This window comes from Bacillus sp. GMs2/2 (assembly GCF_050172095.1).
In the GTDB taxonomy this organism is placed as follows: domain Bacteria; phylum Bacillota; class Bacilli; order Bacillales; family Bacillaceae_G; genus Bacillus_A; species Bacillus_A cereus.
Genome location: NZ_JBNLYE010000025.1, coordinates 1 through 14,193, shown reverse-complemented (window position 1 = coordinate 14,193; position 14,193 = coordinate 1). Strand labels below are relative to the sequence as shown.

The window sequence follows — 14,193 nt, the reverse complement described above, 5'->3', positions numbered from 1 at the left end:
AACCTTTTAATTCAGTCCTGTGAGACCGGAAAGGGTGGCTTCTTTCTTGCACCCTAGTCTCACATGACTAGGGTATTTTTATGCAAAGGTTGTTATAAAAATTCAAAAGTGGTAACATAAAAATCAGAAAGATGAGGGATGACGATGAGCCATTTGTTAACGATGAGTGAATTATCGAAAGTAGAAATTTCAGAAATCCTAAAAGATGCAGAAGATTTTGCGAATGGAAAAGAGAGCAAAACGAAAGAGCAAACTTTTGTTGCGAACTTGTTTTTTGAGAATAGTACGAGAACGAGATTTAGCTTTGAAGTTGCTGAGAAGAGATTAGGACTTGATGTTTTAAACTTTTCAGTTGATGCATCTAGCGTACAAAAAGGAGAAACTTTATACGATACGATAAGAACACTAGAATCAATCGGAACAAAAGCAGTGGTCATCCGCCACGAGCAAGATCGCTACTTCGATGAACTAAAAGATCAGGTGAATATTCCAATCTTAAACGCTGGAGATGGATGCGGAAACCACCCAACGCAGTGCCTACTCGATCTTCTTACAATTAAACAAGAGTTTGGAAGATTTGAAGGTTTGAAGATTGCAATAGTAGGAGATGTTCGTCATAGCCGAGTAGCACGTTCTAATGCAGAAGCATTAACGAAGCTTGGTGCAACAATTTACTTTGCAAGTCCAGAAGAGTGGAAAGATGAAGACAACACATTTGGAACATACAAACCATTAGATGAACTTGTTCCAGAAGTTGATGTAATGATGTTACTCCGTGTACAACATGAGCGTCATGATCATTATGAAACAGACATTATGAAAGAATATCATGAGAAACACGGATTAACAGTAGAAAGAGAAAAGCGTATGAAAGAAGGAAGCATTATTATGCATCCAGCTCCTGTAAACCGTGATGTTGAAATTGCAAGTGAACTTGTTGAGTGTGAGCGTTCACGCATATTTAAACAAATGGAAAATGGAGTTTACGTAAGAATGGCTGTACTAAAACGCGCCTTACCAAATGTATTAGGAGGAATGAAACATGAATTATTTGTTTAAAAATGGTCGTTATATGAATGAAGAAGGAAAAATCGTAGCAACGGATCTTCTCGTACAAGACGGTAAAATCGCTAAGGTAGCAGAAAATATTACGGCAGATAATGCTGAAGTAATCGATGTGAACGGAAAGTTAATCGCACCTGGATTAGTAGATGTACACGTACATCTTCGTGAACCAGGTGGTGAACATAAAGAAACAATTGAAACAGGTACACTAGCAGCGGCAAAAGGTGGATTCACTACAATTTGCGCAATGCCAAATACACGTCCGGTACCAGATTGCAGAGAACATATGGAAGACTTGCAAAAACGTATTGAAGAAAAAGCTCATGTTAACGTACTACCATACGGAGCAATTACAGTACGTCAAGCTGGTTCTGAAATGACAGATTTCGAAACATTAAAAGAACTTGGAGCATTTGCTTTCACAGATGACGGCGTAGGCGTACAAGATGCGAGCATGATGTTAGCGGCTATGAAACGTGCAGCAAAATTAGATATGGCAGTAGTTGCGCACTGTGAAGAGAATACGCTTATTAATAAAGGTTGTGTACATGAAGGGAAGTTTTCTGAGAAACACGGATTAAACGGTATCCCATCAGTATGTGAATCTGTACATATTGCAAGGGATATACTGCTTGCTGAAGCAGCAGATTGCCACTATCACGTATGTCATGTAAGTACGAAAGGTTCGGTACGTGTAATCCGTGATGCGAAACGCGCTGGAATTAAAGTAACAGCAGAAGTAACACCGCATCACCTAGTGTTATGTGAAGAGGATATCCCATCAGCTGATCCTAACTTTAAAATGAACCCACCGCTTCGTGGAAAAGAAGACCATGCAGCATTAATTGAAGGTTTATTAGATGGAACGATCGATATGATTGCAACTGACCATGCACCGCATACAGCGGAAGAGAAAGCACAAGGAATTGAAAGAGCACCGTTTGGAATTACTGGTTTTGAAACAGCATTCCCACTTCTATACACAAACCTTGTGAAAAAAGGAATTATTACATTAGAACAATTAATTCAATTCTTAACAGAAAAGCCAGCTGATACATTCGGCTTAGAAGCAGGTCGCCTGAAAGAAGGTAGAACAGCTGATATTACAATCATTGATTTAGAACAAGAAGAAGAGATTGACCCAACAACATTCTTATCAAAAGGAAAAAATACACCATTCGCAGGTTGGAAATGCCAAGGATGGCCGGTAATGACAATCGTTGGTGGTAAGATCGCATGGCAAAAGGAGAGTGCATTAGTATGAAAAGACAACTTATCTTAGAAGATGGAACAGTATTAATTGGAACAGGTTTCGGAGGCGAAATCGAAAAGTCAGGTGAGGTTGTATTTACAACAGGAATGACTGGATATCAAGAAACATTATCTGATCCATCATATTGCGGTCAAATCGTAACATTCACGTACCCATTAATCGGAAACTACGGCATTAACCGTGACGATTTTGAATCCATTCACCCATCTGTAAATGGTTTAATCGTAAACGAAATTTGTGATCATCCATCAAACTTCCGTAATGAAATTTCGTTAAATGATTACTTGAAAGAAAGAAATATCCCAGGATTAGCAGGGATTGATACGAGAAAATTAACGAGAAAAATTCGTCAATACGGTACATTACGCGGACGCCTTTGTAATATGGATGCAGATGTAGAGTACATTGTAAGTCAATTAAAAGCGACAGTATTTACAGATCATGTAAAACGCGTATCAACGAAAGATCCATACCCAAGTCCAGGTCGTGGTCACCGAGTTGTACTAGTAGACTTCGGTATGAAACATGGTATTTTACGAGAATTAAATAAGCGTGACTGTGATGTAATTGTAGTTCCTTACAACACAACAGCAGAAGAAATTTTACGCCTTAGCCCAGATGGAATTATGTTAAGTAATGGACCTGGAGATCCGAAAGATGTACCAGAAGCAATTGAAATGTTAAAAGACATTATCGGTAAAGTTCCTTTATTCGGAATTTGCCTAGGACATCAATTGTTCGCTCTAGCATCAGGTGCAAATACAAGTAAGTTGAAATTTGGTCACCGTGGTTTAAACCATCCAGTAAAAAATCTTGCAACTGGAAAAGTAGCAATTACATCTCAAAACCACGGATACGCAGTAGAAGAAGAATCAGTTGAAAATACAAATCTTGAAATTACACATGTTGCTTTAAACGATGGAACGGTAGAAGGTCTTCGTCATAAGAAGTTCCCAGCATTTACAGTACAATACCATCCAGAAGCTTCAGCGGGACCAGAAGATGCAAATGATTTATTCGAAGATTTCTTAACAATGATTGAAAACTTCAAGAAAGAAGGGGAAGAGTTATGCCAAAACGCCTAGACATTAACACAATTTTAGTAATCGGATCAGGACCAATTGTAATTGGGCAAGCAGCGGAGTTTGACTACTCTGGTACACAAGCTTGTCAATCTCTTAAAGAGGAAGGTTACAAAGTAATCCTTGTTAACTCTAACCCAGCAACAATTATGACGGATACTGCAACAGCAGATAAAGTATACATCGAGCCATTAACATTAGAATTCGTAAGCCGTATTATTCGTAAAGAACGTCCTGATGCAATCCTACCAACATTAGGTGGTCAAACAGGTTTAAACATGGCTGTTGAACTTGCAAAATCAGGCGTACTTGACGAGTGCGGAGTTGAAATTTTAGGAACAAAATTATCAGCAATCGAGCAAGCGGAAGATCGTGATTTATTCCGTACATTAATGCAAGATTTAAATGAACCAACACCACCAAGTGAAATTATTCATAACCTTGATGAAGCATATGGATTTGTAAATGAAATTGGTTACCCAGTAATCGTTCGACCAGCGTTCACATTAGGAGGAACGGGCGGCGGAATTTGCCATAACGAAGAAGAGCTAATTGAAATCGTAACAAGTGGTTTAAAACATAGTCCAGTAACACAATGTTTATTAGAGAAAAGTATTGCTGGCTGTAAGGAAATTGAATATGAAGTAATGCGTGATTCAAATGATAACGCGATTGTAGTATGTAACATGGAAAACATCGATCCAGTTGGTGTTCACACAGGTGATTCGATTGTAGTAGCACCGAGCCAAACGCTAAGCGACCGTGAATATCAAATGTTACGTAACACTTCATTACGAATTATTCGTGCACTAGGAATTGAAGGCGGATGTAACGTTCAGCTTGCGCTTGATCCATATAGCTTCCAATACTATGTAATCGAAGTAAATCCACGTGTAAGTCGTTCATCTGCACTAGCATCTAAAGCAACTGGATATCCAATTGCGAAATTAGCAGCAAAAATTGCAGTCGGCTTAACGTTAGATGAAATTGTAAACCCAGTAACACAAAAAACTTACGCTTGTTTCGAGCCAGCGTTAGACTATGTTGTTTCAAAAATTCCACGTTGGCCGTTTGATAAGTTTGAATCAGCGAACAGAACGCTTGGAACACAAATGAAAGCAACTGGTGAAGTTATGTCAATCGGACGTAACTTAGAAGAATCATTACTAAAAGCAGTTCGTTCTTTAGAGCTTGGCATTTATCACTTAGAATTAGACCACTTAAAAGAACTTGATAAAGAAACGATGAAAAAACGTATCATTAAAGCGGATGATGAACGACTGTTTATTGTAGCAGAAGCAATTCGCCAAGGTGTAACGAAAGAAGAAATCAATGAATGGTGTGAAATGGACTTCTTCTTCTTACAAAAAGTTGAAAACATCGTAAATATGGAACGTGAAGTAAAAGCGAACGTAGGAAATATGGAAGTACTACAAACTGCAAAAGAAATGGGCTTCAGCGATCACTACATTGCAGCAGCTTGGAACAAAACGGAGCGCGAAATTTACGATATGCGTAAAGAAAATAATATGATGCCAGTATTCAAAATGGTAGATACTTGTGCGGCAGAGTTTGAATCTGCAACGCCATATTACTACAGCACATATGCGGACGAAAATGAATCGATTGTAACAGATCGTAAGAGTGTAGTAGTTCTAGGATCTGGTCCGATCCGCATTGGTCAAGGTGTTGAGTTTGATTACGCAACAGTTCACTCAGTATGGGCAATTAAAGAAGCTGGATATGAAGCAATTATCATTAACAACAACCCAGAAACAGTTTCAACAGACTTCAGTATTTCTGACAAATTATACTTTGAACCATTAACGATTGAAGATGTAATGCACATTATCGATTTAGAAAAACCAGAAGGTGTTATCGTTCAGTTCGGTGGACAAACGGCAATTAACTTAGCAGCGAAACTAGAAGAACACGGTGTGAAAATTTTAGGAACATCACTTGAAGACTTAGACCGTGCAGAAGATCGTGATAAATTCGAAGCTGCTTTAACAAAACTTGGCATCCCGCAACCAGTTGGTAAAACAGCAACGACTGTAGAACAAGCGGTAGCAATCGCAGAAGAAATTGGTTACCCAGTATTAGTAAGACCATCTTACGTACTAGGTGGACGTGCAATGGAAATCGTATATCGTCAAGAAGAACTGCTGCACTACATGAAAAATGCAGTTAAAGTTCATGCAGATCACCCAGTATTAATCGACCGTTACATGGTTGGTAAAGAAATTGAAGTAGATGCAATTTCGGATGGTGAGAATGTATTCATTCCAGGTATTATGGAACATATTGAACGCGCTGGAGTTCACTCTGGTGACTCAATTGGAGTATATCCACCACAAAGTTTATCTGAAAAACTAAAAGAACAAATCATTGAACATACAATTGCACTTGGAAAAGGATTAAACATTGTTGGATTACTAAATATCCAGTTTGTAGTATTCAAAGATCAAGTGTACGTAATTGAAGTAAATCCACGTGCAAGCCGTACAGTACCGTTCTTAAGTAAAATTACAGGCGTACCGATGGCGAATGTTGCAACGAAAGTTATTTTAGGGCAAGACCTAGTAGAGCAAGGATACGGAACTGGCTATCACCCAGAAGAGAAAGAAGTATATGTAAAGGCTCCGGTATTCTCATTCGCGAAACTACGCTCAGTTGATACAACATTAGGACCTGAAATGAAATCAACAGGGGAAGTAATGGGTAAAGACTTAACGCTTGAAAAAGCATTATATAAAGGATTAGTTGCTTCTGGAATTAACATCCCAACGCACGGCTCAGTAATCATTACTGTAGCGGATAAAGATAAAGAAGAGGCAATGGAAATTGCAAAACGTTTCCACGAAATCGGCTATAACTTATTAGCAACAGCTGGAACAGCACAATCGTTAGCAGAGCAAAATATCCCAGTACAAGTTGTAAACAAAATTGATTCTGAAGACTACAACTTACTAGATATTATCCGTCAAGGAAAAGCACAGTTTGTAATTAACACATTAACAAAAGGTAAACAACCAGCGCGTGATGGTTTCCGCATTCGCCGTGAATCAGTAGAAAATGGTGTGGCTTGCTTAACATCACTTGATACAACGAGAGCAATCTTACGAGTATTAGAATCTATGACATTCTCAGCTCATTCAATGAAAGAAATTACGCAAACAAAGCGTCACGAGGTGGTACATGCATGATGCAAAAGCAAAATATGATCGTCGTTAATCAAAAAGAAATCGCAAAAAATATTTACGAATTAGTGCTTCAAGGAACGTTAGTACAGCAAATGAACGAACCAGGGCAGTTTGTACACATTAAGGTAGCAGAGGGCATTGCGCCCCTTCTGCGCCGCCCAATTAGTATTTGTAATGTAGATCAAGAGAAGAACGAATTTACAATGCTATATCGTGCAGAAGGACAAGGGACAAAAACATTAGCAACTAGAAAACAAGGTGAAATGGTAGACGTACTAGGACCGCTAGGACATGGTTTTCCTGTAGAAGAAGCAGAAGCTGGTCAAACAGCTTTACTAGTAGGCGGGGGAATTGGTGTACCACCACTTTATGAATTATCACAGCGCCTCGTTGCAAAAGGGGTACGCGTAATTCACATCTTAGGTTTTCAAACGAAAGATGTAGTTTTCTATGAAGAAAAATTTGCAGAACTTGGTGATACGTACGTTGCGACAGTAGACGGTACACACGGTACAAAAGGATTTGTCACAGATGTAATTGATAATTACGGAATTGACTTTGATATTCTTTATTCATGTGGTCCGTTAGCGATGCTTCGTGCATTAGAAGGACGTTACAAAGAGAAAAAAGCTTATATTTCTTTAGAAGAACGTATGGGCTGTGGTATTGGAGCTTGTTTCGCATGTGTATGCCACTTACAAGAAGATCCAAGTGGACATTCTTACAAGAAGGTGTGTAGCGACGGACCAGTATTTCCAATCGGGGAGGTTGTACTATGAACAGATTGCAAGTTGAATTACCAGGATTATCATTAAAAAATCCAATTATACCGGCATCTGGATGCTTTGGGTTTGGTCGTGAATATGCACAGTTTTACGATTTAAGTGTACTAGGATCAATCATGATTAAAGCGACGACAGAACAACCACGTTATGGAAATCCAACGCCTCGTGTTGCTGAAACACCGGGCGGTATGTTAAATGCAATCGGACTTCAAAACCCGGGATTAGACAAAGTAATGAATTCTGAATTACCATGGTTAGAACAATTTGACCTTCCAATTATTGCGAACGTTGCAGGCTCACAAGCTGAGGATTACGTAGCGGTTGCGAAGGAAATTTCTAAAGCGCCTAATGTCCATGCACTAGAATTAAATATTTCTTGTCCGAACGTAAAAACAGGTGGTATCGCCTTTGGTACAAATCCTGAAATTGCTGCTGATTTAACGAAGCGAGTAAAAGAGGTTTCTGAAGTACCTGTATACGTGAAGTTGTCACCGAATGTGGCAAACATTGTGGAAATTGCAAAAGCGATTGAAAATGCAGGTGCAGATGGTTTAACGATGATTAATACATTGCTTGGTATGCGTCTAGATTTAAAAACAGCTAAACCAATTTTAGCAAACCGTACAGGTGGATTATCAGGTCCTGCGATTAAGCCAGTAGCAATTCGTATGGTACATGAAGTAAGCCAAGCGGTAAACATTCCGATTATCGGAATGGGTGGTATTGAGACAGCGGAAGATGTAATTGAATTCTTCTATGCTGGCGCAAGCGCAGTTGCAGTAGGTACAGCGAACTTTATTGATCCGTTCGTATGTCCGACAATTATTGAAGAGTTACCAGCATTACTAAATGAATTAGGATTTGATCACATTTCGGAATGTCAAGGAAGGAGCTGGAAGCAAACATGTCACAGTCGTTAATCGTTGCATTAGATTTTCCAGGGAAACAAGATGTAGAACAATTCTTGCGCCACTTTGAAGGGGAAAAGTTATTTGTCAAAGTTGGTATGGAGTTATTTTACAAAGAAGGCCCTGCGATTATTACGTACTTAAAAGAAAAAGGACATAAGATTTTTCTAGATTTAAAACTTCATGATATTCCGAATACAGTAAAAAGCGCTATGCGTAGCCTAGCTAGTCTAGATGTTGATATGGTAAATGTTCATGCTGCTGGGGGAAGCAGTATGATGAAAGCTGCGATTGAGGGATTAGAGGAAGGTAAGCAAGAAGGAAAAGAGAGACCGATTTGTATTGCAGTTACACAACTAACAAGCACTTCGGAAGCTATGATGAAAAAAGAGATCGGCATTGAGAAAACGTTAGAAGAAGCGGTTGCTCATTATGCAAAACTAACGAAAGAAAGTGGACTTGATGGCGTTGTTTGTTCAACACTTGAAGTTCCAAAATTACGTGAAGTATGCGGAAATGAATTTGTAACAGTAACACCGGGGATTCGTCTTGCAAGTGATGATGTAAATGACCAGGTGCGCGTAGCAACACCGAAACGTGCGAGGGAACTTGGCTCAAGCTACATCGTAGTTGGACGTAGTATTACAAAAGCAGAAAATCCGCTTGAAGCGTATAAAACAGTAAAACAACAGTGGGAAGGTGTAACAGTATGAAAAAAGAAATCGCATCGCATTTATTAGAAATTGGAGCAGTATTTTTACAACCGAATGATCCATTCACATGGTCTTCAGGTATGAAATCACCAATTTATTGTGATAACCGTTTAACTTTATCTTATCCAAAAGTACGTCAAGCGATTGCAGCTGGATTAGAAGAGTTAATTAAAGAGCACTTCCCAACTGTAGAAGTTATTGCAGGAACAGCAACTGCTGGTATTGCGCACGCTGCATGGGTAAGCGATCGTATGGATTTACCAATGTGCTACGTACGTAGTAAAGCAAAAGGTCACGGTAAAGGGAACCAAATCGAAGGAAAAGCTGAAAAAGGTCAAAAAGTAGTAGTAGTAGAGGACCTAATTTCAACTGGCGGTAGTGCAATTACATGTGTAGAAGCACTTCGCGAAGCTGGCTGTGAAGTATTAGGGATCGTATCAATCTTCACATACGAGCTAGAAGCAGGAAAAGAAAAGTTAGAAGCAGCGAACGTAGCATCATATTCTTTAAGTGATTACAGTGCATTAACTGAAGTTGCAGCAGAAAAAGGTATGATTGGACAAGCTGAAACGAAGAAATTACAAGAGTGGCGTAAAAATCCAGCTAACGAAGCTTGGATCACAGCGTAACACGAAAAAAGACGACCGCGGGGGAACGCGGTCGTTTTTTTATATCATTGTTATAATTTCAAGTAAAGTTCCATTAATATCAAAGAAAATCATATTACAATCTCCTTAACTACTTAGCGCTTTCTGCAAGCTTATATCCTCTTACAAACAATAGAGTCACATAAGAAACAATAAATGAGAAAATGCTATACATGCCCACCCAAAAGAAAAATTTTGGAGTAAAGGCGATAACACCTATTATTAAAAAACTAGCAAACGTTACAATCGGCATTACGTAATACGTTTTCGTCTTGCGCGTTCCAATAACAGAAACGATAAAGATAAGTAACGGACAAATTAATAAGACGAAAATCAATTCATTCATAGTTATGTCCCCTTTTCTAATTGAAGTAATCTGTTTCTCGTAAACGTTTTGAAAAAATTACTCTCCTAATATAATTTCGCTAAGGGATAACGAATCCCTGTTGAAAACCAGTAATTCATGATGAATTTTACAAGAAAAAACGTAAGCAAGAGAACACTTGCTTACGTTATAAAATAAACATCGCAAAGATAGTGGTGACAATTAAACCGATAATAACAGGTAAAAAGTTTCGGCGTGCAAGTTCAAATGGATCTACCTTGCAAATTGCAGCAGCAGGAATAAGCGCCCAAGGAATTAACGTCCCGCCCCCGGTCCATATAGCTGCAATTTGCCCGAGTGCTGTTAATGTAGCTGTTCCATGGCCAAGTGCTGTTCCAAAAAGATTGGCAATGGAACCAGCAAGTGATATACCTGAAAAACCTGATCCATCTAAGCCGGTAATGACACCAACGATGGTTAATGTCCCTGCCGATACATATTGATTTAAAGGAACAGTTTGAGATAAAGCGATGCCTAAGTCGTTAATGATTCCGTGTGAACCTTTCGGTAAATAGTCACCGATAATTTTTACAAATCCACTATCTCCTAAATAAAAGAGTGCAGCGATAGGAATAACTGGTCCGAAAATTTTAAAGCCAAATTGGAGCCCTTCTATGAAATAATCGGTCGTTTTATTCAGTCCATTTCCTTTGTAGGCGATGAGGGAAATGATGATAATCATAATAACAGTCGTTCCGCCGATAAGTGCAGTTGCGTCGCTTCCTTGTAATTTAAATTGAATCATGCAAAGGATATCAATGATATATATGATAGGGATACAAATAGCGAGCCATTTTTTTATGCGAGGAGATAATGAAGTGAGCGTTTTAGAAAACTCAGTTGATGGAATAGCTTCTTGTATAGATAAGCCTGTATGAAACTCTTTTCGTAAGAAGAAAAAAGCGACAGAAGTTGTCACAATGCCCATAACGATAACGAGTGGAACACTTGCAGATACGACGCTGGAAACAGGGAGACCAGCCGCGTCTGCAGTTAATTTCGGTGCACCTTGAATAACGAAGTCTCCAGATAAGGCGATGCCGTGTCCAAATAAGTTCATAGCAATTGCAACCCCAATTGGAGGAAGGCCGACACGTACAGCAACCGGTAATAAAATAGCTCCCATTAAGGCGACAGCTGGAGAAGGCCAAAAGAAGAAAGAAATGGTCATCATTAAAAGGCCGATAATCCAGTAGGCGAGTGTAGGTGTACGAATCATTTTTGTAAATGGTGAAATCATCGTATCATTTATGCCAGTATGAACGAGTAAATTGCTCATTGATACGATAATGGAGATGATTAATATAGTTGGTAATAGCTCAGTAATGGCGTAAATGAAACTTTGAAAAATTCCGCTAATGGCAAGAGGGATAGAACTTGTTGCAGTTAATGCTAATAAAAAGATAAAAACAATACAGATGATAGTCGTATCTTTTCGGAGAATAAAAAAGGTAATAATAGTGAGTAAACAAATAATGTAGAGAGCGTGTAATAGCGTTAATTCAACTCCCATAACATTCACATCCTTTAGGCATTCGTGTAGTTTATTGTATGAAAGCAATGAAAGTATGTGAGTATAGGAAAAAGAAAAAAGTAAAATTTCATGTACTGTAATGGTAAGAACGATAAATGGATGTTACAATACAAATAATCCTAAAAATGGAATTAGAGGAGGGCTTATGCGCAAAAAAATTGGGTTTTGGGGATTTACTATATCTTGTAGTCTATTAATCACTTTAAATTTGTTTACAAACAATGAATGGATCAGTATCATACCTGTTTTCGGCTTTGTTTTTGTACTGTTATATAACTGGAATGATATGAAACAATATAGTAAGAAAAGTATCGGAATTATGATAGGTGTCATTGTTGTTTGCTCATTTTTTATAGGAGTTATTTTAATAGAAGGGCAGAAACGAATGGAAAAAATCTCTATTTTTCAAGAATGGATGTCGTCTGCAAAAGGTCTTTATATTGTAATTGTCGTTGTTATTTTTCTGAAAATTGTTATAAGCATAGCAAGTTACATATTAAAGGAGAAGTAGAATGGGGAGTATGAATGAGAGAGAAAATAGGGTATTATGGTGTGCTCGTTTGTTTACTATTATCAGTTATTTCAGGGCAATTTCTTAAAAGTGAATGGATACCGATTATATTATGTATAGGAGCATTGATTTTTGCACCTATGTATCGCTGGAAGGAATGGAAAGTATATAGTCGAAAGAAGAAAATTGTTTTCAGCATTGAGTTTGTCATTATAATCAGCACAATTCCGTTTTTGCTATTGAAAGGAAATGAGATACTAGATGGAATTGTAATGTTTCAAGGGTGGTTATTTATTGTGAAAATGCTGTATTTAATATGTATATTAATGTCGGTAGTGGTAATCGTTAAAAAAGTAAACGAAAAGTTATTCGTTAATGAATAAAAGAAAATGCCACCTTATTCGGTGGCATTTTCTCATTTTACTGAATGAGATTTTTGCATTTTTTTAATTAAACGAATTTGTCCGCGATGATTGATTTCATCTTCAAAAACGTGAAACCATTTAAAGTAGTTGTTAGCTGGTTTGTCATACCAAAAGTCTGTTGTTTTAAACAGCCATTCATCAGGTAATGATTGAAATGTTGCAATCGTTTTGGAACGTACTTCTTGTAATGTATTGATGTAAAATTTTATAGATTTTCCTTTTATTTTCTCGCGTCCAAGGTTCCCTAACTCAATAGCAGGTAACCAATGTTCTAATTCAGCTTCCGTCGGTTCACGGTCTTCAAAGGTATGAATTTGGTAGTAAAATTCAATAGCAGCCATATGGTACAATAACATACCAATTGAATTTGCGTCCTTATCATATAAATAATCAAGTTCTTCAATTGTTAAACCTTCCACTGCTTGCATTGTTGTATAGCGAGCGTAATTCATCATGGAAACAAGATTTGAAAATTCTCCTTGTAAACCCTCTATTTTCTCAATTATAAAATTCAATTAAAATTCCCCCTCTTTAAATGAATACTCCAGAGAAGGAATTCTATGTGCAAAGAAAAAGTTTTGTTATTAACAAGGGATTACAATTAGTTCCCGATTTGATTTTGTAATAACTTCATAGCCTTCTTTTGTAATGACGATATCGTCTTCAATTCTACAACCGCCCCAGTTCGGTATGTAAATGCCCGGCTCAACTGTAACAACCATACCTTCTTGTAAAGTTACCTTACTTTCTTGGGATAGGCGAAGCGGTTCATGTATTTCTAACCCAAGACCGTGCCCAGTAGAGTGGCCAAAGTATTGACCGTATCCATGTTCTGTAATGTAATCCCTCGTTATATCATCGATACTTTTCGCAGTTTCTCCAGGCTTAATCGCTTCAGTCCCACGTTTTAACGCTTCTCGTACAACATTGTATATTTTTTTGAATTCTTCCGATGGTTCCCCTATTGCTACAGTACGTGTTATATCGGAACAATATCCGTCGTAAAGTGCACCGAAGTCTAATGTAACGATATCCCCTCGTTCGATTATTTTATTTGATGCAACTCCATGGGGAAGTGAAGAACGAACGCCTGAGGCTACAATGATTTGGAATGAAGAAGATGTAGCCCCTTTTTTTCGCATGAAAAATTCTAATTCATCTCGTACAGCATTTTCACTTATTCCTGGTTTTAGAAACGTAAGAATGTGGTGAAATGCTTCGTCCGCGATATTAGCTGCAATTTTCATTGTTTCTATTTCAGGCGTGTCTTTAATGATACGAATATTTTCGATAATTTCGCACACTTGAATCATTTCCGCCTGTACGTATTTTTGCAAGTTTTTATATTGTTGCAATGTCATGTTGTTTTCTTCAATTCCAAGTTTTTGAATGTTTAATTTCGATACTTGATGTGCAATTTCTTTTTCTAAATTTCCTTTATGCATAATAATTTCAGCATCTTTTATTTGTGATTTCGCTTGATCTACATAGCGGAAATCAGTGATAAAAACAGCTTGATCGGCAGAGATTAAGACGACGCCAGCGCTACCTGTAAAGCCTGTTGCATATTGACGGTTTTCTTTCTTTGTAATAAGTAACCCGTCGATTCCGTAATTATGTAGTTGTTTTTGGATGTTAGTTATTCTTATATTCATTTTAATT

The 14,193-nt window shown here is 37.9% G+C and carries 14 protein-coding genes; 10 read left to right on the top strand and 4 right to left on the bottom strand.

Annotated elements, in window-relative coordinates; all coding sequences use genetic code 11:
- Positions 1-144: 144 nt before the first annotated feature.
- From pyrB to pyrE, 8 genes are read left to right on the top strand one after another with little or no spacing between them, the layout of a single operon-like run.
- Entirely contained in the window at positions 145-1,059 is a 915-nt protein-coding gene (pyrB, locus tag ACQGS6_RS06485; protein ID WP_000018869.1) for an aspartate carbamoyltransferase, read from the top strand.
- Positions 1,043-2,329 carry a dihydroorotase gene (gene pyrC / locus ACQGS6_RS06480; protein WP_326318328.1) on the top strand — a complete coding sequence of 429 codons (1,287 nt, stop codon included), beginning with the start codon at positions 1,043-1,045 and terminating at the stop codon, positions 2,327-2,329. Before pyrB ends, pyrC begins: the two co-directional genes overlap by 17 nt.
- The gene (locus tag ACQGS6_RS06475) at positions 2,326-3,423 is read left to right on the top strand and encodes a carbamoyl phosphate synthase small subunit (RefSeq protein WP_000828683.1); all 1,098 of its coding nucleotides are present in this window, start codon (positions 2,326-2,328) and stop codon (positions 3,421-3,423) included. Before pyrC ends, ACQGS6_RS06475 begins: the two co-directional genes overlap by 4 nt.
- Positions 3,408-6,626: a carbamoyl-phosphate synthase large subunit gene (gene carB, locus ACQGS6_RS06470; protein ID WP_001126100.1), complete on the top strand. Its 3,219-nt coding sequence runs from the start codon at positions 3,408-3,410 to the stop codon at positions 6,624-6,626. Before ACQGS6_RS06475 ends, carB begins: the two co-directional genes overlap by 16 nt.
- Entirely contained in the window at positions 6,623-7,402 is a 780-nt protein-coding gene (pyrK, locus tag ACQGS6_RS06465; protein WP_000983359.1) for a dihydroorotate oxidase B electron transfer subunit, read from the top strand. The genes carB and pyrK overlap by 4 nt, the downstream gene beginning before the upstream one ends.
- On the top strand, positions 7,399-8,328 hold the full coding sequence (gene pyrD, locus ACQGS6_RS06460; RefSeq protein ID WP_001081050.1) for a dihydroorotate oxidase B catalytic subunit: 930 nt from the start codon (positions 7,399-7,401) through the stop codon (positions 8,326-8,328). The genes pyrK and pyrD overlap by 4 nt, the downstream gene beginning before the upstream one ends.
- A complete protein-coding gene (gene pyrF / locus ACQGS6_RS06455; RefSeq protein WP_000083505.1) occupies positions 8,313-9,029 on the top strand; it encodes an orotidine-5'-phosphate decarboxylase in 717 nt (238 codons plus the stop codon). Before pyrD ends, pyrF begins: the two co-directional genes overlap by 16 nt.
- The gene (gene pyrE / locus ACQGS6_RS06450; protein WP_000711449.1) at positions 9,026-9,658 is read left to right on the top strand and encodes an orotate phosphoribosyltransferase; all 633 of its coding nucleotides are present in this window, start codon (positions 9,026-9,028) and stop codon (positions 9,656-9,658) included. The genes pyrF and pyrE overlap by 4 nt, the downstream gene beginning before the upstream one ends.
- Before the next feature lie 109 nt (positions 9,659-9,767).
- On the opposite strand, the gene ACQGS6_RS06445 is transcribed toward pyrE, so the two are convergent.
- Together ACQGS6_RS06445 and ACQGS6_RS06440 are read right to left on the bottom strand one after the other, a co-directional pair.
- A complete protein-coding gene (locus ACQGS6_RS06445; RefSeq protein WP_001003936.1) occupies positions 9,768-10,022 on the bottom strand; it encodes a YbeF family protein in 255 nt (84 codons plus the stop codon).
- 166 nt (positions 10,023-10,188) lie between these two features.
- Positions 10,189-11,574, bottom strand: coding sequence for a hypothetical protein (locus ACQGS6_RS06440; RefSeq protein WP_000537868.1), 1,386 nt, complete (start codon positions 11,572-11,574; stop codon positions 10,189-10,191).
- 166 nt (positions 11,575-11,740) lie between these two features.
- Here ACQGS6_RS06440 and ACQGS6_RS06435 point away from each other — a divergent pair, with 166 nt between their 5' ends.
- Positions 11,741-12,106, top strand: coding sequence for a YoqO family protein (locus ACQGS6_RS06435; RefSeq protein ID WP_001227566.1), 366 nt, complete (start codon positions 11,741-11,743; stop codon positions 12,104-12,106).
- Between the two features lie 14 nt (positions 12,107-12,120).
- Complete coding sequence (locus ACQGS6_RS06430; protein ID WP_001208257.1) at positions 12,121-12,489, top strand: YoqO family protein; 369 nt, start codon at positions 12,121-12,123, stop codon at positions 12,487-12,489.
- 32 nt (positions 12,490-12,521) lie between these two features.
- Here ACQGS6_RS06430 and ACQGS6_RS06425 read toward each other — a convergent pair whose 3' ends face one another.
- Together ACQGS6_RS06425 and ACQGS6_RS06420 are read right to left on the bottom strand one after the other, a co-directional pair.
- Positions 12,522-13,046, bottom strand: a complete 525-nt coding sequence (locus tag ACQGS6_RS06425) for a DinB family protein (protein ID WP_001009251.1) — start codon at positions 13,044-13,046, stop codon at positions 12,522-12,524.
- Positions 13,047-13,115: 69 nt separating this feature from the next.
- Complete coding sequence (locus ACQGS6_RS06420) at positions 13,116-14,186, bottom strand: M24 family metallopeptidase (protein WP_001026208.1); 1,071 nt, start codon at positions 14,184-14,186, stop codon at positions 13,116-13,118.
- Between the last annotated feature and the right edge of the window lie 7 nt (positions 14,187-14,193).